Here is a 26010-nt window from a genome sequence, read left to right as displayed (position 1 = left end):
ATCAATTGCTACTTTCAGTAATGATTGATACAATATGATATATATGTATTTTAATTTAGACAGCATAGGAAATTGAGGTGTAACATTTTGTGGTCGGCATATAGCCGGCACAAAGATATAATGATAAGACAGAATCGCAATAGAGATAAATTAGTGAATTACTACAATAAATTTGCAGAAAGCGGCGAAATTGATCCCAATGTTCATCCCTGGGTGGCCGAATCATGGCAGAAAAGCAGAAAATTTGCCATAACCGCAGAGAAATTCAGTGATCTGGCGGAGATGAGCAAAGAAGAATTAAGAGTTTTGCAAAATCATCATAAAGCAGCAGTGGAATATATGCAGGATTTTACTGATGGGATAAGGGATTTTTTACAGGAATATGATTTATGTCTGCTGCTGCTGGATAACGAATGTAATATTTTAAAAAATTATTCGTCTCCGTATAACAGATTGCTTTCGAAAAAAATTGAAGGCGCCAATCTGAAATTGGAGAATGTCGGCACTTTCAGCGCCAATATAGCGGCAAAATATAAAAGTATGTTTTGGATGTTTGGACCGGAAATATGGCTGAAAGCCTATCATGACTGCGATACGGGAGCGGCGCCGGTATGTGTATGCGGAGAGACGGCGTATATCATAACTGTTTTAAGCAGAGATTACGAAAAACTGCCTCAGGATGCGGTTATTTCTTTGCTTATGTCCATAAAAACGGCTATGGAAATACATCTTAAACAAAAAATGTTTTTGCAGGCACAGGAGGCTATTTTAGATGCGACACCATTTGCGGTATATCATATTCTGAAAAATGGTGATGTGGCATATACCAATAAACTTGGCGCTTCACGTCTCGCGGGAATAGGAGCCATAGACGAACAGGCGAAAACTTTGAACTTGAATGAGGTGGTCTTGAATTATCGACACACACCTATATATAAGGGGTTCAGCGGGATATCCTGCATAAATCAAGAGGTCACATGGACTACACAGGTAAAAACATATGAAGATATAACTACTGTGGTCCCTATAAAAGAGGAGGATGCCGGCGAAAATGATGAGGTCAAAAGTGTTGTTGCTGTAACAATGCCTATTGAGGATCTGCGGATGCTGGTTGCACACGCCGCAGGATATACCGCAAAATACAGTTTAGATAGTATTGTCGGTATAAGCGCATCATGCAGTCTGATGAAAGAACGTGCCGTACGGGCCGCTAAAAAAGACAATCATATACTGCTGCAGGGTGAACCGGGAACCGGCAAGCAGCGTTTGGCACACGGCATACATATGGCAGGTTCGCGTTCTAACGGCCCTCTTATTTCCATTAATTGCGGTGATGTCACGCCTGAGCTGCTTGAACAGGAATTATTCGGTGCACGTATAGGTCAGGAAATTAGTCATCCCGGTAAATTGGAACTCGCCAGCGGTGGTACCTTGCTGATGGATGAAATAGAGAAACTCCCACCGCAGATCGCGGAAAAATTGGCTCAATCACTTCAAATGAAAAAAATACTGCGTATTGGTGAAGATGTTGAAAGAACGATTAATGTGCGGATAATTGCATCTTCTGACGGTAATCTGCGCCGTCTCTGCGAAAAAAATCTTTTTGATGAAAAACTTTTTGAAATAGTGTCACGCAGCATTATTCATCTGCCGCCTCTGCGCAGCCGCAGAGAAGATATACCTTTATTGACTGAAAGTATATTGACAGAACTGACCGCACAGCATAAAACATGTATGAAAAAACTTACCGGCGAAGCTATTGACATGCTGGCGGAATATGATTGGCCGGGAAATATTAAGCAGCTGCAGGGCGTTATTGAAAATGCTGTATTTACTGTAAAAGACGATACAATAAACGCTGACAGCATAAATTTGATGGGGAATATAAGACCGGACAGTAAATGGAAAGAAGATAAGGATATATTTATACGGGCATGGCAGTCGGCAGGGGGCAATGTCAGCCGATTAGCCAATTTACTTGGCGTAAGCCGCGTAACTCTTTACCGTTATATCAAGAAGTATGGTGTGGAAAAATAGAAAAAGGCGAAGTGATTTTTAATCACTTCGCCTTTTTGGGCAATACGCTCAGGAAAATCAGCTTTTTATCCAGCCGAGCTTTTCAAACAAAGGTATATAATTGAGTCGTCTGTAAAAGGAATTGAAGGTATTTTCTGTATGAAAGACCGGTATGCGTTCAAGGGCAAAAATATTGCTTGAGTTTTCCGCTGTGCCGTATTTTACAGTAAAGGCTGCCCGATAGCCTGCATCCTTGAGCATTTGTGCTATATAGAGATTGTATGTGCCTGTCGGATAAGCAAAATACATTGTATTTTGAGCCAATTCTTTGTCAATTTTTTGTTTGGATTGTGTTATTTCATTTTTTATTTGTTCATTTGTCAATTCTGTAAGGGATCTGTGGGAGACAGTATGGGACTGGATAGAAATGCCATTGGCTTTCATCTCGCGGCATTGATCCCAGGTGAGATAGTTGGGGTATTTGTCGACGAAACTGGATATGACAAAAATTGTTGCGGGAAAATCATATTTTTTGAGGATAGGATAGGCATTCTTATAATTATCTTCATAACCATCATCAAAAGTTATAAGAACAGGATTAGGAGGCAGTTCTTTGCCTTTTTCCAGATTATCATATAAATCATCAGGCGTAATAACATGATAATTATTATTTTTTAAATATGCCAGTTGTTTATCGAAGTCTTCGGGTCTGACTGACAGGGAGATATTCATATTGTCGATTTTGTGGTAATTTAAAACGATGATTCCATCCTGTCCCGTATTCTCCAATTCCTGACTGCCTTCGGTGAGCGCATGAGGACTGGAAAGCGTTAAAGGTATAAAACATAAAAAAATAAATAAAACGATTTTTTTTATCAATGAGTGTTTCATTTTAGATTCTCTGTTGCTCCTCTCATTTTGCCAGATTATCAGAATAATTATAACAAGCTTAATTTGATTTTACCAGTTTATTTTTCTTGCGAAAATAAAATTCATAATGTATTATAAGTAAGATGTTCATTTTGAAAGATAAAATTGATATTATGTTGAAAATATAATATTTGTTTTTTAGCTATTAATCAGTGAATAAAGAAGGTTGTTACAATGCGTTCGGAAATTTTGACGATACTGCGAAAAGCAGGTGAAGAATATGTTTCGGGTGCTTATCTGGCAGAAAGGCTGTCAGTATCACGCACTGCTATATGGAAACATATCTGCGCTCTCAAAGAGGACGGTTATGATATAGACAGTAAATCAAGAAATGGCTATCGAATAATCAGTTCTCCTGATTTGTTGACTCCGGGTGAAATAAACGCAGTGCTGTCTACTGAGTTTTTGGGACACAATATAAAATATTACAAATCTGTCGATTCAACGAATAATGTGTCTAAGCTCCTGGCGCAGCAAAATGCTGAAGAAGGGACTATTTTAATAAGTGAGGAGCAGGGAAACGGCAAAGGACGACTGAGCCGCGGCTGGTTTTCTCCTTCTCGCAAGGGTATATGGTTTTCATTGATTTTGCGGCCGAATTTTCTGCCGCAGGAAGCACCAAAGTGTACACTTATGGCCGCGGTAGCAATAAGCAAGGCCATTCGTTCGGTGACAGGAGTAGAGGTAGGAATCAAGTGGCCTAACGATATTCTTTATGAAGGCAAAAAACTGGTCGGCATTTTGACGGAAATGAATGCTGAAATGGAGCGGATAAATTATATAATTATCGGCATGGGAATTAATGTAAATATAACTCATGCTGAAGTTCCTGAAGAAATTAGAGATTCAGCGACTTCACTTCTACAGATAACCGGTAAAAAAATATCCAGAGTGGAACTGCTTTGTGCAATTTTGGCAGAATTAGAAAATGAATATGTAATAATAAGAGAGAAAGGCTTTTCACCTATTCTAGATGAGTGGAAAAAATTTTCTGTCACACTTGGACAGGAAATAAAGGTTATCGGCATAAATGAAACTTTTCATGGAAAAGCTGTGAATATTGATGACTATGGTGCGTTGCTGGTAGATACAGGGAATAAAATTGAACGGGTATTAGCCGGAGATGTATCAATAAGACCGGCCGGACAGGCAATAAACTAAGCTGGAGGTTCATAGTAATGCTGCTAGTATTTGATATAGGCAATAGTAATATAGTGCTGGGTACATATGAAGGCAGAAAATTAATGAGGCATTGGCGTATTTCTACTGATCGGCAGAAAACAGGTGATGAATATGGCATGCTGATAAATGAATTGTTTCGTTTTCATGGGATTTCTATGTCTGATATTTCTGCAATCATTATTTCATCGGTAGTACCGCCTCTCGTAGTGCCTCTTGTAAAGATGTGTGAACGCTATTTCAAAGTGAGGCCTTTGATAGTTGGCCCAGGTATAAAAACGGGAATCAAATTGAAATATGAAAATCCGCGTGATATAGGCGCTGACCGTATAGTAAATGTGATAGGTGCTTATGAACAGTACGGCGGACCTCTTATAGTCATAGATATCGGTACAGCGACGACTTTTGATGTAGTAAGCGGAGCCGGTGATTTTCTGGGCGGTGCAATAGCTCCGGGGATAGGAATTTCCACGGAAGCTTTATTTCAGCGTGCGGCCAAGCTGCCGCGCATTGAGCTTGTAACGCCAAAATCTGTCATTTGCCATAATACTATAACAGGTATTCAAGCCGGGATAATTTTTGGCTCTGTCGGTCAAATAGACGGTATAGTAAACAGAATTAAAAAAGAAATGAATATGGATATGAACGTTGTTGCTACCGGCGGTCTGGCTAATATGATAGCCAGGGAATCAAAAACTATTGATAAAACAGATCATTTTCTCACACTCACCGGTCTGCGGGTATTATACGAAAGAAACAGTTAAATATTCGAAATGTACAGGGAGTGAAAAACAGCGTTATATGTTTATTGGAAATTTGAAAGTAAATAATCCTGTTTTTCTTGCACCGATGGCAGGAGTTTCAGATGCGGCTTACAGGATTTTAGCGCAGCGGATGGGCTGCGGGCTTGTTTATTCGGAAATGGTCAGCGATAAGGGAATTCATTTTCGTAATGAACATACATTATTTATGCTGAAGACAGAAGCTGCGGAAAGACCGTTAGCTATGCAGCTTTTCGGCGAAACTCCGGAGAGCATGTCCGAAGCTGCAAAATATGTAGAAGCTCTGGGGTGTGCGGATATAATAGATATCAATATGGGATGTCCGGCTCCCAAAATAGTGAAAAATAATGAAGGTTCAGCGTTGATGCTGGATCCAAAACGGGCTTTTGCCATAATGGCGGCAGTGAAAAAAGCGGTCTCTCTTCCGGTGACAGTAAAAATGCGCAAGGGGTGGGATGACAACCATGTGAATGTGCTTGAAATGGCCAAACTGGCAGAGGCAGCCGGTATGGATGCGTTGGCAGTACATGGAAGAACACGTGAACAATTTTACAGCGGCAGAGCCGATTGGAATATAATTGCGGCAGTCAAACAGGCAGTAAGGATACCGGTGATCGGCAATGGTGATGTGCGGACTTGCCGTGATCTGACGGAAATTTTCAGCAGGACCGGTTGTGATGCTGTAATGATAGGACGTGCCGCTCAGGGCAATCCATGGATATTCAGGGAATTTACCGAATTTTTAAAGACAGGGAAAGTAGTTCCTGAAGTCAATGCAGCCGAAAGAAAAGCAGTCATTATGGAACATCTGGATATGCTTTTAGAAAAAAAGGGAAGCTATGTCGGACCGCGGGAAATGCGAAAACATGCCACTTGGTATACACGCGGTATAGAAGGCGGTGCTGAGCTCAGACGCCTGTTCAATCTGGCAGAAACCAGAGAAGATTTTATTTCTATTCTCGAACAGTTGCGATAGAAGTAGTTGTACTCTATGATCAGTATGTTATTTATGTTTAAAAAGTGCTGCTATTACTGTCTGGCTGATAAAAAATATTATTTTTTCTTATGAAAAAGCGTGAATTATGATAGAATATATATTAGAATTGAGATTATGATCGCGAGAACCCGAGGAGAAAATTATGATTTGTCATAAATGCGGCAGAGAAATCAATGACAGCAAAGTTTGTCCGTATTGCGGACAGGACAATAATATAACAATAATGACCGATCAGGAAAAAATTGATTACGGTGGTGTCACCATAGAAGAAAACAATGATCGTGTTCATCATGGCAGCGGCTATTCACAGTCGACAAAAGGCAGACAAGGACGAACAGCATTCCGTGTCACAGGAGGCAGCTGGATGTCGCGTCTTATTTTTGGTATTGGCATATTGGCAATAGCGGCATTTGTATTTTTTGTCGCACTGCCTTTTCTTTCAATAGCGGTTTTGTCAATTTTGGTGATATGGGCTGTATTCAAGTTATTGGGCTGAAGTCTTGATCAGATGAATTTTGGTACAACAATAGCGGCATATACATGCCGCTATTGTTGTACTTTTTTAAAATAAAAACGGAGCTTTTAATGATAATTTATTTTTTAGCCGGTGTATTAATATTAGCGGGAGGTATTTTTTGGTGGAAAAAAATACCTTATTACATTCCTATACTGATGTACCATCGCATAGCCTGTGTGGAAAATGACAGAAACAGTCTGTCTCCGGAAAAATTTGCATGGCAGCTAAAATATTTATTTGAGCATAATTTTCATACAGTAACTCCTGATATGCTATATGCTTTTTACAGTGAGGGCAGGCCGCTGCCGAAAAATCCGATATTGCTGACTTTTGATGACGGTTATATGGACAATTTCACGGCAGCTTTACCACTTTTGGAAAAATATTCAATGACGGCTGTTGTTTTTCCCATAACAAAATGGGTTGGCAGAAAAAATCAATGGGAAAATTTTGGCAAACAGGAAACTACTACAATGAATTGGGCAAATCTGCAGAACTGGCTTGACAGAGGGCAAACAGTCGCCTCACATACTGAAACGCATCCCTTTTTGCCCGACTGTGGGCAATTGCAGAAAGAGCTCAGCGGCAGTAAAAAAACATTGGAAAAAAATTTGAATACCGCAATGTCCTTTTTGTGCTACCCCTACGGGAAATTTGATAAAACGGTAATTGCCGCGGCAAAAAAGGCGGGCTATAAGGCCGCTTTCGCCATCTTTGAAAATGTCAATTTGAAGACCGTGGACCTGTTTGCCTTACCGCGCATACCGATACCGGCACATCAGTCCGAATGGGAATTTAATTTGAAGATAAGCCGTCTTTTTATCATTTTTATTGCTCTGCGTAAATGGGAAAGAGCATTAAAAAAATATCGGAAAAAATTTTCTCCCTCGTCCAGATAAACAAGATACGCTTGCCTGATTTTTACTCAAAAGAATCTTCATCTGGCTGACGGAATATTTTTCCGTCTATAATAAAGGTTTTTTCTTTCAATTCATCAATTATGTTCTCAACAGGAGTATTTTGTTGCTCAATCCACCAGTCCGCATCGCTTTTACGGCAAAAGCGCAGTATCGTTCTTTGGCGGTAATGATTGAAAATGACTTTTTCCTGGCCGCTGCTGAAATCATGCTGACGTGTCAGCCTGTCAAACATATCATCCAGCACAGAAAGCTTATATTCTTTTATTTTTTCGGCCTTCTCCTGTAATTTTTTATTTTTATGCCGCAGCGGTTCGCACAGTTTTTTTATTTCTGCCATACGATCAATTTTTTTTGCGGCTAGAGCTTGTTGTTTCTTTTTTCGGCACACAAGACAATTTTGTTCATGATAATTTTGGATTATTTTTGCGCGCAGATTGGTATCATTCGGTAAATCGATCATGATCGTATGTCCGCACTTTAAGGTAATAGCTTCCACTGCCATATATGTCTCCTTCAGAAAATTTTAATACTGCCAAAAGATTTATATTATGCTGTGAAGGGAATTGATTTTTTTGAAAAGATTTTTGCTTTTTTTCTTTTTTTGTTCAATATTTGTCTCCACAGCTTGTGCTGCCGACAATAAGGGCGGCGTATCCGCCGGTAAAAAAATAAACATGGTTTGGCAGCCGGTTTTTGAACAGGAGAATAATTTTGCGATGCAGCCCAAAATAGAAGGTATTAATATTATATCACCATCGTGGCTGGCAGTGACAAGTGCTAATGGTTTTATCAAAAATAATATTGATGAAAATTATATGAAAAATGCACATGAAAAGGGTTATGAAATCTGGCCGCTTGTCAGCAATAACTTTGATAAGGATTTGACACATGCTTTTTTGCATGATGAAAAAGCGCGTGCATATATAATAAGGCAATTACTGTTTTATGCGCAGAAATATAAATTCGACGGTTATAATTTTGATTTTGAAAATATTTATGAAGGCGATAAAGATATTTTGTCGCTTTTTATCGCACAGGCATCTGCCGCCTTGCGGAAAGAGGGGCTGCGCATATCAATGGATGTTACGGTGCCTTCGGAAAACTCTGCATGGTCAAAATGCTATAATAGAGAAGAGCTGGCTAAACATGTCGATTATCTTATACTTATGGCATATGATGAGCACAGCAGACTTTCTCCTGTGAGTGGTTCGATTGCATCTTTATCATGGGTGGAGGAAGGCATCAGGAGGACTCTTGATGCCGGAGTGCCCAGAGAAAAGCTGATTTTAGGTGTTCCTCTGTATATGCGCTTGTGGAAAGAGGAGAACGGCAAAACAACGGCAAAAACTCTGAGCATGCAGGAAGCTGATGAACTTATCATGCAGTATGATATACAGCCGGAATGGCTGCAGAATGAAGGTCAGTTTTATTTTGAATACAGAAAAGGTGCCGGGCGTTATCGTGTGTGGCAGGAAAATGCAGCATCGCTGCGGCTTAAACTTACCTTGATAAAAAAATATGACCTGCCGGGAGCTGCGAGCTGGCGAAAAGGGTTTGAAACAGCGGATATATGGTCATTATTTGACAATGAACTTAATAAATAGCCAGGACAATTCTTAATCTGAAACGCAATGCGCTGCCGCATAGATTTTCAATGATTAAATATAAAAAATAATTTGAGGCTGTATATATAAATTCTTGCTTTTATTTGCAGTTTCTTTTATAATAAATACGATTGAAAACGGAAGTTTATGCCATAGTCCAGCGTAAACAGAACGGATATATAAGACTCTGGCTCATACTATGAATATCGAGAGGGATATTCTCTTCTAGACTCAGGTAAGCGGCAGTATATGCGTTTTATCTGAGTTTTATTTTGCAGAAAAGAGGTCGTTATATGAAGGAAAAATTAAAATTATACGGCTTTAACAATCTTACTAAGGCATTGAGCTTTAATATTTATGATGTTTGCTACGCTAAAACATCGAGAGAACAAAAAGATTATGTGAAATACATTGGCGAACAATACAATTCCGAGCGCCTGACAAAAATTCTGACACATGTCACAGAAATGATCGGAGCCAAAGTTCTCCATATTGCCAAGCAGGACTATGATCCTCAAGGCGCCAGTGTGACGATGCTTATTGCCAATAGAAGTATGTCTCAAGAAGCTTATGTGGATACAGAGGACGAATTGGTGCAGGGCAATGCCTTTGTTGCCCATTTGGATAAAAGCCATGTTACAGTGCATACATATCCCGAATATCATCCCGACAATTGTATTGCTACTTTTAGAGTGGATATCGATGTTTCCACCTGCGGAGAGATAACACCGCTTAATACCCTTAATTATCTTATCGGCAATTTCGATTCCGATATAATAACTATGGATTATCGGGTTCGCGGCTTTACCCGTGATGTAAGCGGCAAAAAATTATTTATGGATCATCGGATAGCTTCTATTCAGGATTTTATTGATCCTAAAACATTGGAAGATTATGATGCTCTGGATATAAATATGTACCAGGCCAATCTTTTTCATACAAAAATGCTTATAAAAGAATGTGACCTCAGCAATTATTTATTTAAGACAGATATCTATGAAATACCGCCAAAAACCCGTCTTTCTATAATGAACAGCCTCAGACGCGAAATGATAGAAATATTCAGCGGAACAAACGTTTTTTAGTGATACAGACGAGAAAACAACTGCTGCCGGTAAATTTGGGGAGGAGAAACTGAAATAAAAGTGAAAGAACTAACACAGGAAAATGCACCTGTTTTGGAAGCCTTGGAAAAATTAAAGCAAATGCGCATTGTTCCTTTCGATGTTCCAGGACATAAACGGGGACGGGGAAATAAAATACTGACAGACTTTTTAGGTGAAAAATGTCTTTCTGTTGATGTAAATTCAATGAAACCACTTGATAATCTCTGTCATCCTGTTTCTGTTATAAGAGATGCCGAAGATCTTGCGGCGAAGGCTTTTGGTGCTGAACATGCTTTTTTTATGGTCGGCGGCACAACATCATCAGTACAGGCAATGATATTGACTGTATGCAAGAGGGGAGATAAAATAATCCTGCCGCGCAATGTCCATAGGAGTGTTATAAATGCTATGATATTGTGCGGTGCTGTGCCTGTATATATAAACCCGCAAATGGACAAAATGCTTGGTATATCTCTTGGCATGGGCATTGCTGATGTGAAAAAAGCCATACTGGAAAATCCTGATGCAAAAGCAGTATTCGTAAATAATCCTACCTATTATGGAATATGTTCTAATCTGAAGGAAATAATCAAAACAGCTCATGCCGGCAATATGTTCGTACTTGCCGATGAGGCGCACGGCACGCATTTTTATTTCAGTGATAAACTGCCGACGGCAGCCATGCGTGCCGGAGCTGATATGGCTGCTGTAAGCCTTCATAAATCAGGCGGTTCGCTGACACAAAGTTCGATGCTGTTTATCAATGACAAAATCTCCGAAGGCTATGTGCGCCAGATAATCAATCTTACACAAACTACCAGCGGGTCATATCTGCTGATGGCCAGTCTTGATATTTCACGCCGCAATTTAGCTCTCAGCGGCAGGAAAGTTATTGATTCTGTAATAGATTTAGTGGAATATGCCCGTGGTGAAATCAATAATATCGGTGACTATTATGCTTATTCGAGAGAAAAGATAAACGGAGATTCTATTTATGATTTTGATATAACTAAGCTTTCTGTTTATACACGTTCGATTGGGCTGGCTGGTATAGAAGTTTATGATCTCCTGCGTGATGAATATGATATCCAGACTGAATTCGGTGATTTGGCCAATCTTCTTGCTTATGTATCAATAGGTGACCGGCCGCGGGATATGGAGCGGCTGGTAAGTGCATTGTCGGAAATACGACGCATTTATAAAAAGGATTCTTCTGGTATGCTTGAAGCTGAATACATAAGCCCCAAGGTTGTTTTACCACCGCAGGATGCTTTTTATACTGACAGAGAAGAAGCCGTGCTGCTTGATGAATCAGTGGGACGTATATGTACAGAATTTGTCATGTGCTATCCGCCGGGGATCCCCATTCTTGCTCCGGGTGAACTTGTGACAGCCCAAGTTTTGGAATATATACATTATGCGATGGAAAAGGGCTGTCAAATGACAGGACCTGAGGATATGAAGCTAAAGCATCTTAATGTTATGGCTGAAAAATAAATTTGTAAATGAGGCGATATATATGGAACTATGGTTTACGGAAAAACACACACCATATGTACAGTTTTCAATAAAAATAGAAAAACAGCTTTATGCCGGTAAGAGTGAATTTCAGCGCATCGATATTTTGGAATCACGAGAATTTGGGCGTATCTTAACATTGGATGGTTATTTGATGCTCACGGAAAAAGATGAATTTATATATCATGAAATGATAACGCATGTACCTATGTCTGTTTTGCCTCATGCGCACAGGGTACTCATTATAGGCGGCGGTGACGGCGGTACGGCTCGTGAAATACTTCGTTATAAAACTGTGGAAAGCATTGATCTTGTCGATATAGATGAGATGGTGGCTGATGCCTGCCGCAGGTATATTCCCCAAACGGCGGCAAGTCTTGATGATCCTCGTGTAAAATGTCATTTTGAAGACGGCTTGAAATATATAAGGCATTATGAAAATGAGTATGATCTGATAATAGTTGACTCTACCGATCCGTTCGGACCCGGTGAGGGATTATTTACCAAGGAATTTTATGGAAATTGCTACAAGGCTTTGAAGGATGACGGAATAATGGTGAACCAGCATGAAAGTCCTTTTTATCCGGCTGATTCATATGCGATGCAAAGAGCTCATAAGCGCATTTTCGCTTCTTTTCCTATAAGCAGGATCTACCAGGCTCATATCCCGACATATCCTTCCGGTCATTGGCTTTTTGGCTTTGCGTCAAAAAAATATCATCCAATAATTGATGCAAGATGGCAGGAATGGAAAAAGCTGGCTATAAAAACTCGTTATTACAATCCCAAATTGCACGCAGGCGCATTTGCTCTGCCAACTTATGTGGAGGATATAGTACGTGAAGTTGAATAAAAATATCGAAACAATTCTTGGCTGTGAGAAAGAATATGCTGATGCTGATATTGTTGTTTTCGGTGCTCCTTTTGATTCTACGGCCTCTTATCGGCCCGGCACTCGTTTCGCATCGCGAACAATACGTGCCGAATCATATAATATGGAAACGTACAGCCCTTATCTGGAACTCGATCTTGAAGAGAATTCACTTGTATTCGATGCCGGAGAATTGGAACTGTCACTGGGGAATACGCAGAAAACTCTTGAAACGATTTATGATTTTACTAAAAATTTGATAAATGATGAAAAACTGCCTTTTATGATCGGCGGAGAACATCTTGTCACTCTGGGGGCGGTCAGGGCAGCTGCGGAAAAATATCCGAATCTGCACATAATTCATTTTGACGCACATGCTGATCTGCGCGATGAGTTTTTGGGAACAAAATTTTCACATGCTACAGTTCTGCATCGCTGTCATGATATTTTGGGAGACGGCAGGATATTTCAGTTTGGTATAAGAAGCGGGGAACGTGCTGAAATAGAATGGGGCAGAGAACATGTCCGCACTCGCATGTTTGATTTTAGCGGATTGGAAAAAATTATAAAAACGCTTGCGGATGTACCGATATATTTCACTGTTGATCTTGATGTGCTTGACCCGTCGGTTTTTCCCGGAACAGGAACACCGGAAGCCGGCGGTGTCACTTTTAACGATCTGCGGCTTGCGATGAATGCTGTATCGGCGATGAATATAGTCGGCACTGATATGGTGGAATTAAGCCCGCCGTGTGATCTCAGCGGTATGTCTAATACAGTTGCCTTGAAACTGCTGAGAGAGTTTTTACTGGCACTTTCCGCTAACGAAAAATAATATGACTGCAATAATAAAGCGGTTTTTGTCATCTTAAGTGATGGCAAAAACCGCTTTTATGTTATCTCACCGCATGATATTACAAATAGGATCAGGGGGATGCTATACCAATCATGACAGTGATGGTTGCAAAGAACAAATACCTGTAATGGTAAGTCTTTGTTTACCATTTATTGATTTAATTATAACATTGCCTCTTTTTCAGTGTGTGACAAGAATGTGGTATTTCTATGAAAATAATCTGACATATCTCAGCTGATGATAAATTTTGGCAAATCATCCCAAATCACCTAGCTTTCAAGCGGCTTCAGTACAGAACTCAAAAAAGCCTGTGTCCTTTTATTGGATGGATTAGTAAAAAGCTTTTTGGGAGAATCTTCTTCGACAATATATCCATCAGCCATGAAGATGACTCTGTTAGCGACTTCTCTGGCAAAATTCATTTCATGGGTGACTACGACCATGGTCATTCCCGAATCGGCAAGGGACCGCATTACTTTAAGGACTTCGCCGACCATTTCGGGATCAAGCGCCGATGTGGGCTCGTCAAAAAGCATTATCTGCGGATTCATGGCAAGAGCTCTGGCTATGGCAATGCGCTGTTTCTGACCGCCGGAAAGTGTTTCTGGGTACACATCCTTTTTTTCTTCCAGGCCAACTTTTTGCAGTAATGCCAGAGCCTTGGCATCAGCCTGCTTTTTATTCATCAAACCCAGCTGCACAGGGGCAAGCATAATGTTCTGCGCTACGGTGTAATTGGGGAATAAATTGAATAACTGAAAGACCATGCCGATCTTTTCTCTAAACTTATTTATATTTTTGACTTTTGTCACATTTGTGCTGAAAACTTCAATATCGCCTGCCTGAATTTCTTCCAAACGATTCAGACAGCGCAGCAAAGTGCTTTTTCCTGAACCGGAGGGACCAATTATGCACAGCACTTCACCCTTTTCCACATTGAAGGATATATCCTTGAGGACTTCCAGTGAGCCAAATGATTTGTGCAGATTTCTTACTTCAATTACTTTTTCCATGCTGTAATCTCCTTTCTATGTATTTTGCAAAAAGAGACAGTATGATAATAATTATCAAATACATCGCGGCTGCATATGAATATACTTCGAATGGTCTGTAGTTGCGTGCGATTATTATTTGCGAATTCATAGTAAGTTCACGCACACTGATTACAGAAAGAATAGAAGTATCCTTGAGTGTGGTGATAAATTGGTTTATTATCGGCGGTATCATTATTTTTACTGCCTGTGGGATGATAACGAGAGCCATCGTACGGAAATATCCCAAACCAAGACTGCGGGCCGCTTCCACTTGTCCTATATCCACAGCCTTTATACCGCCGCGGAAAATTTCAGCCAAATAGGCACTGGCATTTATAGTAAGCGTGATAATACTTGCCAGCAGCGGATTGAATTTTATATTGAGAAGAGCACCAACACCGAAGAAAAGAAAAAGACCAAAAATCATTACGGGTATGCCGCGCACTATATACACATAAACAGTATAAAAAACTGTAAGTATTTTGATTTTTGACAGAGAAAAAATTGCCAGAATCAGGCCCAGCACAAATGCCAGAACAAGTGACGCAGCTGCCATTATGACAGTGGTCTGCAATCCGTCCAGCAAGGAAGGCAGGCATTCAAGCAATAAAGAAAAATAGTCATTCATAATCGATTACCTCATACGTAAAAAATTGGCGGATAGATACTCCCATCCGCCATTGCATGCATTTTTTCACAATAATCTTTGTCTGCAGATAAAATAATATTCCACAGCAGAATAAAAATCTATTTACAGATATTGTCCTATAATTTTATCATATGTGCCATTATCTTTTATCTTCTTTAAACCGTCATTGAATTTTTTCAGAAGTTCGGCATTTTCACCTTTTTTCACAGCAAAACCATACTGCGGAGGAGTGCTGTTGATATCCTTTACAGCTACTTTTAAATTGGCTTGTTCACCGATTTTTATTTGATAGGAAATAACCGGAAAATCTTCAATCAGAAAATCTGCGTTGCCATTGACTACGGCCAGCATCATTCCAGGAGAATCATCATAATATGTTATGTTCAGTTTGTACTTGTCCTTATTGTCCTCAGCAAATTTGGAACCAGTGGTGCCTTTTTTGACGGCAACGGTTTTTCCTGTAATATCTTCTAATTTATTGATGTCACTGTTGTTTTTGCTTATTACTATTGATGAACCTGAATCTATATAGGCATCAGAAAAATCTACGGCTTTTTTGCGTTCATCGGTTATGGTTATACCTGCAATAGCACCGTCAAGCTGACCGGATACAAGTCCGGGGATAATACCGCTGAAATCCATTGGTTTTAAATTATATTTAAAACCTTCCGCATTGGCAATGGCATCCAGAACTTCAACATCTATTCCTTTGTATTTACCGTCAATTTCCATTGAAAAAGGAGCATATTTTGCATCACATGCGATAGTATAAACTTTATCGGCTGATGCGGACGATGAACCAGAATCAGATGATGCGGCCTTGTCAGAGCTGCCGCACCCGACTAACAGGGCAGCTGAAAAAACAGTTACAGCTAAGGCAGATACAATTTTTTTCCATTTCATAATAAAACCCTCCCCAATAATAAATGCATTTTTGATTTTGAATCGGGCAATAAAAAAAGCCAGAAAATAAAGATTTTCTGGCTTCATTGCCGTACGGTCTATGCTGATGATGGACTAATGATATCATAAGAATTTATAAACGTCAATCCTTATTTTTTATTTGGCAGCATAAAAATGCAGAAGAATATAATGTAAATGACCATCGTTTCAAAATAATTAATCAGAGCATATCAAAAGCATAACCGCCTGCTGTCTATTGCAAGGAGACAATTATCGAATAATATTATGCTTCTTCATCAAAGCTTTTAACACATTATAATTTGCCGGTTCAAGCTCGGTCAGAGGCATGCGGAGTTCACCCATATCATAGCCCATGATTTTTAAAGCCGTCTTTACAGGGATAGGGTTTACTTCGGAAAATAAGGCAGAAATAAGTCCTTCAAAATCAATTTGTAATTTTGCTGCCGCCTCCACATTGCCGCTGAAATACAATTCACAAATATCATGGGTCGTTTTTGGTGCTATATTTGAGAGAACAGATATAACTCCCTGCCCGCCCAGAGATAATATGGGAATTATCTGGTCATCGTTTCCGGAATATACAGCCAGCTCATCACCGCACAGGGCACGTGTTTTCAAGACAGAAGTGATATCACCGTTAGCTTCTTTGACCGCTGCGATCCGCGGATGTTTTGCAAGTTCGGCATAGGTTTCCGGTTTTATATTTACACCTGTCCGTGAAGGCACATTATATAAAACTAAAGGAATATTTGTATTGTCGGCAATTTGTGTAAAATGCTTTATCAATCCTTTTTGGGTGCATTTATTATAATAAGGAGTCACTGAAAGTATGGCGTCTGCACCTGCTTCTTCGGCAAACTGAGACAGCTGAACAGCATAGGCCGTATCATTGGAACCGGTCCCTGCGATTACAGGTATCCGTCCTTTTACCTGCTGGACGGTGAACTTTATGATTTCCTTATGTTCATCATCTGTCATAGTGGAAGCTTCGCCCGAAGTTCCGGCAATAACTATGGCGTCTGTATGGCTGCTGATATGGAATTCTATCAGATTTTTCAGTTCATCGTAATTAATGCCGTCAGCAGTGAATGGGGTAGCTATAGCTACTGCAGAACCTTTGAATATTATTTTTTTCATAGAAACTAACACTCCTATTATTTAATTTGAAGCTTCAAAAATATTGCATGTTGATTTAAAAATAGTTTGATTTTCTTTCAGTTTTTCCTCATTGCCGACAACGCAGATTGCGCTGTCCTTCAGGCAGGCATCGATCATTTTATTCAGATCTTTGATTTCTTCTTGGCTGGCGGATAAAACCTCATCACGAATTTTTTGGATGGATTGATCAGTAATACCGCATATATAGGCCGCCGCTGCACTCTTGCCTTTTGCTGACGGCGTGAGAGGAACATCTAAATTGCTTATAGTGCCTATTATATATTTTGTCATTTCCCGATCACTGATATTCATATTTTTCAAAAAGTCCACGGTACCGTCATAGGCCTGCAGCGTTTCCATAAGATTTGGGTCGCGGTACGAGCCGAAATACAGCTCACCGTCTCTGCCAAATCGCACAAAAGCACCATAAGCACCGCCTTGGACACGTATTTTATTCCAGAAGTACGTGCAACGAAGGATAGTCGAAAGTACTGCGAGTTTTCCTGTATATTGATAGCCGTTTCTTATGAAATTGGCACCGCGGCCGACGTATTGTACCTGACTGGAAGATTGAAAACCTTCGTTTTTCTTATTGATTTCAAAAGAAAATTTCTGAAGCGGATACGCCTTATCCGATATTTTAACGGCAAATTTGCTGAATTCAGCGGAAAAAGCATCGTATTGAGTATCCTTGAGTGTAATGCTGACCAGAAGATTTTTGCGCGTAAAAGAGGATGAGAACAGTTTAGCAAGATCATGTTGAAGCAAGTCATATCTTTCATCAAAATTATCGGCCAAATCTTTTATAAAGCTATAAAACGTAAGGCCGCCTTGTTCATTATAGGCGCCGGAAGGACTGAAATAAGAGGAAAGACGCGAAGCCACCACTTGCTGGGCAGAATTAAGCAGATCCAATTCCATATTGGCTTTTGATTGAACAACAAGTTCCTTTAAACGAGCTTTATCTGTAAAACAGCTTTTGACAGTGAGCTGTTCCAATAGTTCAAAGAGTTCGGGGAGCTTAGCAGTAAGTGCTTTGCTTCTGACTATAAGCTTTGGTATGACAGAATCCGGTTCACCTATTTTACTGTATGCCGACAGATCAAAAGAAATGCCGCCTGTATTGAGATTTACGGCATTAGCCAATTCCTCGTAGCTGTATTTTTCTGTAGCGACCTTGCTGAGAATATCTACGAGTAAAAAGGCCAGAGGCAGCTTTGCGGAAGAGATGGAGGAAGCATCAAAATACAGATCAAGATAAGCTATATCATTTGTATTGACATTGTGAGCCAATACTTCTATACCATCAATAGTCTTTTTTTCGATGATGAACTTTCTGGCTTTTTTATCAATGTCTGAAAGAGCCAGCATGGGAATCGTCTGCAAGGCTTCGGGTGAGTCAGGTGTCTGCTGACGCTGCTTCAATTTTTTTGTATTGGCAATGATCGTTTCTATTTCCTCGGCAGAAAGAGCTTCCTTTTTCTTTTGAAGCAATACAGTAAGTTTTTTCTCATTGGCAGCAGCGATCTTATCATCAGGAATGAAGGTAAACAATAATTTATGCTGATTGTCAAGCAAGACTTCCTGCAAAAGCTTTTCAAAATAATCAGTTTCGATCTTTTCCTTAATTTCTGCCAGCAGGGATTCATATTGAAGCTGTGAAACAGGATCACCGTCATAAAGCCAGCTTTTCATCAGGTGGATATTATAAATAAGCCCCTTGGGTGCCTGACCAAAATCCGCCTCACGAAGCTTAAATTCAGTAATATTGAATGCGGCCCGCAAAAGTTTTTTATCAATGCCTTTTTCTACCAATTCTTTTATTGTATGAATGAATATATCACGGAATTTATCAGTGTTTTCCGGTTCAGCTCCGGTGACAGTTATGTTCCACCATGGCTGCAGCAGGCCTGTATCAAAGGATGAAGAAACATCAGCCCCTATTCCTGCTTTGATCAATGCATTGCGCAGCGGAGCCGACTGTGATTTTAAAAGCACATAATCCAGCAAATCGACTGCAAAGCATTTCAGTGTATCAAGAGCAGTCCCGTAAACAAAATTATAGCTTAAAAAGGTCTTTCCTGTTTTATCTTCTCCTGAAGAAACAGGATAAACGTCAGTGGAACGTTTTTCTTTTTTAAAAGGCAGCTGCATATCTATATGGGAAACAATATCAATTTTCTCAAAATGGCTCAGATATTCATCATCTAAAAATGCAAGCTTTTGCATGATATCCATTTTACCGTACAGATAAATATAACTGTTGGCAGGATGGTAATATTTTTGATGGAACTCAATGAAATCTTTTTGGGTCAAAGAAGGAATACTTTCAGGATCACCGCCCGATTCGAAGGCATAAGTGTTGTCGGGAAACATACTGTTAAGCAGCCTGCGCTCTAGCAGACTTTCCGGTGAAGAAAGAGCGCCTTTCATTTCATTATAAACGACACCGCTGTAGCGAAGCGGCGCATCCGTATTGTCAATTTCATAATGCCAGCCTTCCTGCATAAGGATCTCCGGCATTTGTGTCATCAGCGGATAAAAAACAGCATCCAGATAAACGTCAATAAGATTTTGAAAATCCTTGTCATTTTGACTTGCCACAGGATACATGGTCTTATCGGGAAAAGTCATGGCATTGAGGAAGGTATTTAAAGATCCCTTGAGCAGCTCCACAAAAGGTTCTTTGGTGCGAAATTTTCTTGAACCGCACAAGGTAGAGTGTTCCACTATATGGGCAACACCGGTATCATCTGTGGGCGTCGTGCGAAAACTGATGGAAAAAACTTTATTATCATCATCAGTGTCAAGAAATAAAAGACGGGCACCGCTTTTTTCATGAATAAACTGGTAGGATTCAGCGTCTAATTCTTTTATGGGCGAAGATTTTACGAGTCTGAAGCCATGGTAGATTTTATTATTTTCGAAGTTCAATATATTGGCACCTCTGCTTGTATTTGTATTTAAAAACAGTCGATCAAAAAATTCTTACGCAAGGATTATTATACCAGATTATGAAAAAAAATACACATAATGCTATTATAAAATACATAACTAAATTCCAAACTTTTCCGCTTATTGGTGCATGTGTTTTCTGTTTTGATTTCTCAGACGGGCAATTAAGTTTTTCGCTATGTATTGAATTGGAAATTAAAGGAATGTATAATTATTATATTATTGAACGGTAAGGTTTATGCATACGATTTTTGTTAAAGAGTTTTGATTGGCAATGTTGGGAGGAATTTATTATGCTATGGAAGAAATGGTCAAAAACAGGAAACGTTTTGATTTTTTCGGCAGCGCTGGTTTTAACCGGCAATTTTGCGGCGATGCCGGCAGCACACGCTCTTGATCTCGGCAGCCTCGGCGGCGCTCTTATAGGTGTCGCTGCTCAATATGCAAGGCTTGATGCCACAGTGAACTATTGTGACAATGAAGGCCGTCATGAATATTTTTCTCAGATGAGAGATCACTATGGTGTTGATGACGATCCTGCCAAGAATGCTATTTTAGATGATATTATGGGCCGTCTTTCAAGCTCGATCGCGCAAAGTGATTCTTCTATAAATGAAAAGCCGTATAATTATTTTGTCAATCCTGATAAATCGTTCAACGCTTTTTGTTCTCTGGGGCATAACCTTAGTGTCAATTCGGGGCTTTTTGACTTGCTTGACAATAACGAAAGTGAAATAGCTTTTGTTGTTGGACACGAGATGACGCACGGACAGAAAAACCATGTAAAAAAAGGCATACAGAAATCTTTACCGATAAGTCTTATTTCCAGCATTTGGGGATCTCAGACCGGCAGCACCCTTGGAGTAGTCGGTATAGACATTCTGGCAAAACAGGCCGATGCGAACATGGTGACCAAACCGCAGGAATGGCAAGCTGACAACGGCGGTTTTGAATACGCCGTCGGAGCAGGTTATAATCCGGGGGCCGGTGCTGCGGTGTGGCAAAGGTTCATAGAAAAAATGAAACAGGATCGTTCAAATTTTGTCGGAGAAATTTTTTCTCCATCGGATCATCCGGCAGAGGCAGATCGGCGCGATAATTATGCAAAAAAATTAACTGAATACAGCAATAAGCATGTAACCGTCAAGGATGGAACGGTGTTCATAAACGGACGGGAATTCATGCGCGCCGCGGATTCAGATACGATGAGTGCCAGAGAACGAGCTTATCTTATAGGGGGCACACTGTCAGCCGTGTATCACAATAATACATCCGCTCCGGAAGCATATGTCGGATCAAACGGCTATTTATATGTGGGTGCGCAGGATATATGCCGGCCGATATCAGGAGAAGAAAGTACATCCGAATTAGCTTCTCGTTTCAACATGATAAATGGAGACTTAATGCAGAAGGCGTTTTGACGCCGCCTGAATAGTAGTCGAAATTATCCAGGGCCTCAGCCGCTCTTTACTCACCGCTTATAAAAGCGGGAGTATTAGAGCGGGTTAGTCATCGGATAAAATGATTTTAGTATTTTGCTGTATATATTAATCACAAAAGCGGGGCAGAATTTTGAATAAAAGTAGACGAAATATGTTACTGATCGTTATCATCATTGTTTGTGGTATATTTTTTTATTCGGCAAGGGGATACACTTTTTTTAATACGGATGTGCAGGAATCGCTGTTGATTTTTACGCAGATAAATTTGAAAAATGATTTCACAGATGCCGCTAAGGTCGGCATGGGCAGCAGTACTGTTCAGAATGAATGGAAGGATAATTATCAGAATCTGAATAGACAATATTTCAAGAATGAATTCCGCGGCAGATTGTCTGATGAGAAAATAGATCAATTGATAGAAGCGGAACTGGTAATGAATAAAAAGCGAAAGATTCAAATAAGTGATATAAAAATTGATGGGGATAAGGCATCTGCCACAGTATCCATAAGCAAAGTAAACTACAGTGATCTGATAGACGCAGCCGTAAAAAGTGTAAAAGCTGAAGAACTTAGTGCCGGAAAACTCTCACCGGAAGAGTTTTCCGCAGCATTGGCAGACGAATTGGTCGAGCGATTTAATGCGGCACAGCCGACAGATGAGATGACTGATTTTTCGGTGGATCTGAAAAAAGAACTGATAAATAATAATGACAATGCGGATGAACGGTCAAATTGGCTGGCTGTGCATATAATTCCGCAAATAAGTGGTCACTGCTGGTACCCGGAAGATATGGATGAGTTTTTTGGCAGGCTCAGCCGAACAATAGAAAATTAAAAGCAAACAGGCATCATAGAAAAGAACCGGTTCTTTTCTATGATGCCTGTTTGCTTGAAACGATAAATCATTTTGTGTAAGCAATTTTATTGATTTGTGCTGATAAATACCCTGCTCCGTAACCATTATCAATATTTACCACGGCGACTCCGTTGGCACATGAATTGATCATTGTCAAAAGAGCGGAAAGACCATGCATATTGGCTCCATAGCCTACAGAGGTGGGAACAGCGATAACCGGTTTATCAACTAACCCGCCGAGTACGCTGGCAAGAGCTCCCTCCATGCCGGCAACAGCAACTATACAATTAGCCGTTTGGATAATGTCGAGGCGGGCCAGAAGACGATGCAGACCTGACACTCCAACATCATAAATGCGTTCTACATGCGACCCAAAAAATTCAGCCGTCTGGGCGGCTTCTTCCGCCACCGATATATCAGCTGTTCCTGCAGTGCACACAGCAATTTTTCCTTTGTGCGGTTTTATCCGGTCCTCTATTTTTATCACTTTAGACAAAGGATCATAATCGGCCTGAGGATAAAGCTTTTTGATCAGCGCATATTGCTGTTCTGAGGCTCTCGTTCCAAAAACCTCGCCTTCATTTTCGTACAGACGGGTAAATATATTTTTTAGATGATCATCTGCCTTACCGCTGCAGAAAACGACCTCGGCAAATCCCATACGCAGTTTTCTGTGAGTATCCAGTTTGGCATAACCCATATCTTCAAATGGCTTGCGGCGAAAAAATTGTTCCGCTGCGTCCACGGATAATTCCCCGTTTTTTACTTTTGTCAATAATTCGTGTGTATTCATCCAAGCGGGCCCCTTATTGTTCAATATTTGAAAAAACAGCAGTTTCAAGGTTTGATTAATATTTTTGCCGTTCTTTCAGCGCTCTGTCAATTTCTCTTTTAGCGGTTTTTTCAGCTATGGACTGCCGTTTATCATAATTCTTTTTGCCGGAAGCTAGGGCCAGTTCCACCTTGGCCTTTCCCTTGACAAAGTATATTTTCAGAGGAACAAGTGTAAGGCCCTTTTCCTGTGTTTTACTGAACAATTTTACTATTTCAGCCTTGTGCATAAGTAATTTTCTTATGCGCAGCGGATCATGATTAAAAATATTTCCGTGTTCATAAGGACTTATATGGACATTTTCCAGAAATGCCTCGCCGTTTCTTATTAAGGCAAAACTATCCTTAAGATTTGCCTTTCCTTCCCTCAAAGCTTTTACTTCTGTACCGACCAAGGCTATGCCGGCTTCATATGTTTCCTGTATAAAATAGTCATGGCGGGCTTTTCTGTTTTCGCAGACTATTTTCATTTTCGTATTTTTCTGTCCCATTGTTATTCCTTTCCTTAAGGAATTAGTATTTATTAATTTTTTGTTTGCGACAGCAGAGTATTATTTGCGTATCGGTTTTCTTTTCCGTTTTTTTATACCGTGCCCGTGGGCTGTAATATTTCCACTGTTATTTTTATGTTGTCCGTGACCAATGTTTTTCTTATTATTTTTTACAGATTTGCTGCCGGAAGTGCCTGTTTTCTCAGTTTTATGTTTTATATCATTATAAACGCCATTATCTTTCAGGACAAAATCTATCATGCGTTCTTTTACGTCGGCACGCATCAAAATGACTTCTACAATATCACCCAGTTTATAGATAGTGTTGGTACGTCTGCCTATGAGGGCATATTCTTTTTCAACATATTCGTAATAGTCATTGGCCATACTGGAAACGTGTATCAATCCTTCTACACCGTTATCCAGTTCCACAAATATGCCAAAGGAGGTAACACTGCTTATTACTCCTTGGAATTCATCTCCTACAAAACGTGTCATATATTCTATCTTTTTCATGTCTATGGTATCGCGTTCTGCGTCTGCCGCTATACGTTCACGTACAGAAGAACTGAGTGCGATTTCAGGAAGCAGCTTTTTCAACTGTTCTGTGCGTGATGCGGAAATTTTTCCGGTCGGCAGTATTTCTGTGAGGAGTCGATGCACTATCAGATCAGGGTAACGGCGTATTGGTGATGTAAAATGTGTGTAATATTCTGCGGCAAGACCAAAATGACCAAAATTTTCATCGCAGTACCGTGCCTGCTGCATTGTGCGCAGGGCAACGGAAGAAATTATTTTCTCTTCCTTTTCGCCGACGACCTTAGCTAAAACCTGTTGTATAGATTTTGGTTCTATGGAAGCTGTTTCAGTATTTTTATTTATATGGAGCCCAAAAGCCGACAGCAGTTCATTGAGTGCATCAATTTTTTCTTTGTCCGGCTGTTCGTGTATACGGTAAATGAATGGTGTTTTTTTCATAAACATATGTTTGGCTACCGTTTCATTGGCGGCAAGCATACATTCTTCAATAATAGATTCCCCCAGCGAACCCATTCTTTTCAATAAAGCAACAGGAGTACCTTTTTCATCCAGTTTTACCTTTATTTCCGGAATACTGAAATCTATTGATCCGCGCGTATTACGGCGTTTTTTCAATATATTGCGCACTTCCAGCAGTGTATTGAGGAGAGGCAGTATATCTTCATTATTTTTTGTCGTTTCGGTATTTTTATCCACAAGAATTTCGTTGACAATATCGTAAGTCAATCTTTTGTACACATGAATGACAGTAGGAAGAATCTCATAGGAGACAATGCTGCCGTTAATATCCAACTCCATCTCAGCTGCCATCGACAGCCTGTCTTCTCCCGCATTCAAGCTGCATATACCGTTGGATAAGCGTGTCGGGAGCATGGGAATGACCCTGTCTGCCAAATAGACACTTGTGCCTCTTTTTCTGGCTTCCAGATCAAGCGGCGAGTTTTCGCGGACATAATGGCTGACATCAGCGATATAAACACCCAAAAAGAAATTGCCGTTATCAAGTTTTTTTGCATAAACACCATCGTCAAGATCTTTGGCATCTTCGCCGTCCACAGTGACCACTGTTAACATGCGGCGATCAGTTCTTTTTTTGCAGTCTTTTTCCGAAACAGCCAAGGGAATTTTCTGAGCGGCACATTTTACTTCATCAGGGAAATCCAATGGCAGTTCGTATTGGTGGACCACTGAAAGAATATCAATACCGGGATCATTGATATTCCCTAGTATTTTTATAATTTTCCCTTCAGGATTCTGCCTTTTTTTAGGCCATCTGGTTATTTGAACTACTACCTTCGTTCCAACTGAGGCACCATTGAAATTACGTTTATGAATAAATATATCTTGTGTAAGTTTTTTATCATCTGGAGTAACAAAACCGAAAGAGGTACTTTTTTCAAATGTCCCTACTATCTGGCTGTTGGAGTGTTCCAGAATTCTGATTATTTCTCCCTCACGGGAACGTCCGCTAAGAGTACTCTCGTTTAAGCGGGCGATTACCTTGTCATTATTCATGGCACAGCTAAGCAATGTCGGCGGAATAAATACATCTCCCTTTTCTGCTTCAACAGGGTCATCCGGTATGATAAAGCCGAACCCCTTACTGTTCATGGAAAGTCTGCCGATGACCAGATTCATTTGTGACGGAATACCGCAGAGATCATTGCGGTTGCGGACGATGAGCCCCTGCAGCTCCAAATTATCTAAAACGGTGAACAATTGTATAAGCTCTTCATTATTAAGCTGAAGACCGGTAGCTATATCTTCTTCGCTTACCGGACGGGAAGCCTTGTTTTCCATATAATCCAAAACTCGTTCTTGTAGTTGCATATTA

The 26010-nt window shown here is 40.2% G+C and carries 23 protein-coding genes; 13 read left to right on the top strand and 10 right to left on the bottom strand.

From position 1 onward, the window contains the following. Nucleotides 1-120 precede the first annotated feature (120 nt). Nucleotides 121-2037: a sigma 54-interacting transcriptional regulator gene (locus NXG61_RS11750; RefSeq protein WP_307225017.1), complete on the top strand. Its 1917-nt coding sequence runs from the start codon at nucleotides 121-123 to the stop codon at nucleotides 2035-2037. 57 nt (nucleotides 2038-2094) lie between these two features. On the opposite strand, the gene NXG61_RS11745 is transcribed toward NXG61_RS11750, so the two are convergent. Beyond that, nucleotides 2095-2907: a polysaccharide deacetylase family protein gene (locus tag NXG61_RS11745; protein WP_196604581.1), complete on the bottom strand. Its 813-nt coding sequence runs from the start codon at nucleotides 2905-2907 to the stop codon at nucleotides 2095-2097. 213 nt (nucleotides 2908-3120) lie between these two features. On the opposite strand from NXG61_RS11745, the gene NXG61_RS11740 reads away from it, so the two are divergent. From NXG61_RS11740 to NXG61_RS11720, 5 genes are all read left to right on the top strand, one after another. Continuing rightward, nucleotides 3121-4107 (top strand): biotin--[acetyl-CoA-carboxylase] ligase, encoded by a 987-nt coding sequence (locus NXG61_RS11740; RefSeq protein WP_307225018.1) that lies wholly within the window; start codon nucleotides 3121-3123, stop codon nucleotides 4105-4107. Between the two features lie 17 nt (nucleotides 4108-4124). Next, a complete protein-coding gene (locus tag NXG61_RS11735; protein ID WP_196604579.1) occupies nucleotides 4125-4889 on the top strand; it encodes a type III pantothenate kinase in 765 nt (254 codons plus the stop codon). A gap of 37 nt (nucleotides 4890-4926) precedes the next feature. Further along, nucleotides 4927-5883 carry a tRNA dihydrouridine synthase DusB gene (dusB, locus tag NXG61_RS11730; protein WP_196604578.1) on the top strand — a complete coding sequence of 319 codons (957 nt, stop codon included), beginning with the start codon at nucleotides 4927-4929 and terminating at the stop codon, nucleotides 5881-5883. Between the two features lie 163 nt (nucleotides 5884-6046). Further along, entirely contained in the window at nucleotides 6047-6400 is a 354-nt protein-coding gene (locus tag NXG61_RS11725) for a zinc ribbon domain-containing protein (protein WP_196604577.1), read from the top strand. Between the two features lie 89 nt (nucleotides 6401-6489). After that, a complete protein-coding gene (locus NXG61_RS11720) occupies nucleotides 6490-7320 on the top strand; it encodes a polysaccharide deacetylase family protein (protein ID WP_231038578.1) in 831 nt (276 codons plus the stop codon). Between the two features lie 22 nt (nucleotides 7321-7342). Here NXG61_RS11720 and NXG61_RS11715 read toward each other — a convergent pair whose 3' ends face one another. Next, entirely contained in the window at nucleotides 7343-7843 is a 501-nt protein-coding gene (locus tag NXG61_RS11715; RefSeq protein ID WP_196604576.1) for a hypothetical protein, read from the bottom strand. Between the two features lie 70 nt (nucleotides 7844-7913). Between NXG61_RS11715 and NXG61_RS11710 the strand changes: the two genes are divergently transcribed. From NXG61_RS11710 to speB, 5 genes are all read left to right on the top strand, one after another. Beyond that, nucleotides 7914-8945, top strand: coding sequence for a glycosyl hydrolase family 18 protein (locus tag NXG61_RS11710; RefSeq protein ID WP_196604575.1), 1032 nt, complete (start codon nucleotides 7914-7916; stop codon nucleotides 8943-8945). 293 nt (nucleotides 8946-9238) lie between these two features. Continuing rightward, nucleotides 9239-10030 carry an adenosylmethionine decarboxylase gene (gene speD, locus NXG61_RS11705; protein ID WP_196604574.1) on the top strand — a complete coding sequence of 264 codons (792 nt, stop codon included), beginning with the start codon at nucleotides 9239-9241 and terminating at the stop codon, nucleotides 10028-10030. A 60-nt stretch (nucleotides 10031-10090) separates the two neighbouring features. Next, nucleotides 10091-11548, top strand: a complete 1458-nt coding sequence (locus NXG61_RS11700; RefSeq protein ID WP_196604573.1) for an aminotransferase class I/II-fold pyridoxal phosphate-dependent enzyme — start codon at nucleotides 10091-10093, stop codon at nucleotides 11546-11548. A 22-nt stretch (nucleotides 11549-11570) separates the two neighbouring features. After that, entirely contained in the window at nucleotides 11571-12422 is an 852-nt protein-coding gene (speE, locus tag NXG61_RS11695) for a polyamine aminopropyltransferase (protein ID WP_196604572.1), read from the top strand. After that, a complete protein-coding gene (gene speB / locus NXG61_RS11690; RefSeq protein WP_307225022.1) occupies nucleotides 12409-13275 on the top strand; it encodes an agmatinase in 867 nt (288 codons plus the stop codon). Before speE ends, speB begins: the two co-directional genes overlap by 14 nt. Before the next feature lie 290 nt (nucleotides 13276-13565). Here the strand turns inward: speB and NXG61_RS11685 are convergent, their stop codons facing one another. The 5 genes from NXG61_RS11685 to NXG61_RS11665 all read right to left on the bottom strand — a co-directional run bounded on the left by NXG61_RS11685 (nucleotide 13566) and on the right by NXG61_RS11665 (nucleotide 19995). Further along, on the bottom strand, nucleotides 13566-14309 hold the full coding sequence (locus tag NXG61_RS11685) for an amino acid ABC transporter ATP-binding protein (RefSeq protein WP_307225025.1): 744 nt from the start codon (nucleotides 14307-14309) through the stop codon (nucleotides 13566-13568). Beyond that, entirely contained in the window at nucleotides 14293-14958 is a 666-nt protein-coding gene (locus tag NXG61_RS11680; protein WP_196604570.1) for an amino acid ABC transporter permease, read from the bottom strand. Before NXG61_RS11680 ends, NXG61_RS11685 begins: the two co-directional genes overlap by 17 nt. Nucleotides 14959-15081: 123 nt before the next feature. Continuing rightward, complete coding sequence (locus NXG61_RS11675; protein ID WP_196604569.1) at nucleotides 15082-15882, bottom strand: transporter substrate-binding domain-containing protein; 801 nt, start codon at nucleotides 15880-15882, stop codon at nucleotides 15082-15084. A gap of 270 nt (nucleotides 15883-16152) precedes the next feature. Continuing rightward, entirely contained in the window at nucleotides 16153-17040 is an 888-nt protein-coding gene (gene dapA, locus NXG61_RS11670) for a 4-hydroxy-tetrahydrodipicolinate synthase (RefSeq protein WP_307225029.1), read from the bottom strand. A 21-nt stretch (nucleotides 17041-17061) separates the two neighbouring features. Continuing rightward, nucleotides 17062-19995 carry an insulinase family protein gene (locus NXG61_RS11665; RefSeq protein ID WP_196604567.1) on the bottom strand — a complete coding sequence of 978 codons (2934 nt, stop codon included), beginning with the start codon at nucleotides 19993-19995 and terminating at the stop codon, nucleotides 17062-17064. A gap of 314 nt (nucleotides 19996-20309) precedes the next feature. Between NXG61_RS11665 and NXG61_RS11660 the strand changes: the two genes are divergently transcribed. Continuing rightward, nucleotides 20310-21437, top strand: a complete 1128-nt coding sequence (locus NXG61_RS11660; RefSeq protein ID WP_196604566.1) for a M48 family metallopeptidase — start codon at nucleotides 20310-20312, stop codon at nucleotides 21435-21437. Nucleotides 21438-21588: 151 nt separating this feature from the next. Continuing rightward, entirely contained in the window at nucleotides 21589-22293 is a 705-nt protein-coding gene (locus NXG61_RS11655; protein WP_196604565.1) for a DUF5105 domain-containing protein, read from the top strand. A 67-nt stretch (nucleotides 22294-22360) separates the two neighbouring features. On the opposite strand, the gene larB is transcribed toward NXG61_RS11655, so the two are convergent. Genes larB through rnr form a run of 3 tightly spaced genes read right to left on the bottom strand, consistent with a single transcriptional unit; the run spans nucleotide 22361 to nucleotide 26006 of the window. Next, complete coding sequence (gene larB / locus NXG61_RS11650; RefSeq protein ID WP_196604564.1) at nucleotides 22361-23107, bottom strand: nickel pincer cofactor biosynthesis protein LarB; 747 nt, start codon at nucleotides 23105-23107, stop codon at nucleotides 22361-22363. A 55-nt stretch (nucleotides 23108-23162) separates the two neighbouring features. Then, nucleotides 23163-23636, bottom strand: a complete 474-nt coding sequence (gene smpB / locus NXG61_RS11645) for an SsrA-binding protein SmpB (RefSeq protein WP_196604563.1) — start codon at nucleotides 23634-23636, stop codon at nucleotides 23163-23165. Nucleotides 23637-23696: 60 nt separating this feature from the next. Then, nucleotides 23697-26006: a ribonuclease R gene (gene rnr / locus NXG61_RS11640; RefSeq protein WP_307225033.1), complete on the bottom strand. Its 2310-nt coding sequence runs from the start codon at nucleotides 26004-26006 to the stop codon at nucleotides 23697-23699. Nucleotides 26007-26010 lie beyond the last annotated feature (4 nt).

It is taken from the genome of Pectinatus haikarae, from assembly GCF_050916305.1.
GTDB lineage: Bacteria > Bacillota > Negativicutes > Selenomonadales > Selenomonadaceae > Pectinatus > Pectinatus haikarae.
Note: the sequence above shows the minus strand (reverse complement) of the source record. Positions and strands in the feature narration are given on the sequence as shown.

What these genes read in the sequence shown, in the direction of transcription:
- NXG61_RS11750 (WP_307225017.1), top strand. Translation starts at nt 121, where the DNA reads ATGATAAGACAGAATCGCAATAGAGATAAATTAGTGAATTACTACAAT.
- NXG61_RS11745 (WP_196604581.1), bottom strand. Translation starts at nt 2,907, where the DNA reads ATGAAACACTCATTGATAAAAAAAATCGTTTTATTTATTTTTTTATGT.
- NXG61_RS11740 (WP_307225018.1), top strand. Translation starts at nt 3,121, where the DNA reads ATGCGTTCGGAAATTTTGACGATACTGCGAAAAGCAGGTGAAGAATAT.
- NXG61_RS11735 (WP_196604579.1), top strand. Translation starts at nt 4,125, where the DNA reads ATGCTGCTAGTATTTGATATAGGCAATAGTAATATAGTGCTGGGTACA.
- dusB (WP_196604578.1), top strand. Translation starts at nt 4,927, where the DNA reads ATGTTTATTGGAAATTTGAAAGTAAATAATCCTGTTTTTCTTGCACCG.
- NXG61_RS11725 (WP_196604577.1), top strand. Translation starts at nt 6,047, where the DNA reads ATGATTTGTCATAAATGCGGCAGAGAAATCAATGACAGCAAAGTTTGT.
- NXG61_RS11720 (WP_231038578.1), top strand. Translation starts at nt 6,490, where the DNA reads ATGATAATTTATTTTTTAGCCGGTGTATTAATATTAGCGGGAGGTATT.
- NXG61_RS11715 (WP_196604576.1), bottom strand. Translation starts at nt 7,843, where the DNA reads ATGGCAGTGGAAGCTATTACCTTAAAGTGCGGACATACGATCATGATC.
- speD (WP_196604574.1), top strand. Translation starts at nt 9,239, where the DNA reads ATGAAGGAAAAATTAAAATTATACGGCTTTAACAATCTTACTAAGGCA.
- speE (WP_196604572.1), top strand. Translation starts at nt 11,571, where the DNA reads ATGGAACTATGGTTTACGGAAAAACACACACCATATGTACAGTTTTCA.
- NXG61_RS11685 (WP_307225025.1), bottom strand. Translation starts at nt 14,309, where the DNA reads ATGGAAAAAGTAATTGAAGTAAGAAATCTGCACAAATCATTTGGCTCA.
- NXG61_RS11680 (WP_196604570.1), bottom strand. Translation starts at nt 14,958, where the DNA reads ATGAATGACTATTTTTCTTTATTGCTTGAATGCCTGCCTTCCTTGCTG.
- NXG61_RS11675 (WP_196604569.1), bottom strand. Translation starts at nt 15,882, where the DNA reads ATGAAATGGAAAAAAATTGTATCTGCCTTAGCTGTAACTGTTTTTTCA.
- dapA (WP_307225029.1), bottom strand. Translation starts at nt 17,040, where the DNA reads ATGAAAAAAATAATATTCAAAGGTTCTGCAGTAGCTATAGCTACCCCA.
- NXG61_RS11660 (WP_196604566.1), top strand. Translation starts at nt 20,310, where the DNA reads ATGCTATGGAAGAAATGGTCAAAAACAGGAAACGTTTTGATTTTTTCG.
- larB (WP_196604564.1), bottom strand. Translation starts at nt 23,107, where the DNA reads ATGAATACACACGAATTATTGACAAAAGTAAAAAACGGGGAATTATCC.
- smpB (WP_196604563.1), bottom strand. Translation starts at nt 23,636, where the DNA reads ATGGGACAGAAAAATACGAAAATGAAAATAGTCTGCGAAAACAGAAAA.
- rnr (WP_307225033.1), bottom strand. Translation starts at nt 26,006, where the DNA reads ATGCAACTACAAGAACGAGTTTTGGATTATATGGAAAACAAGGCTTCC.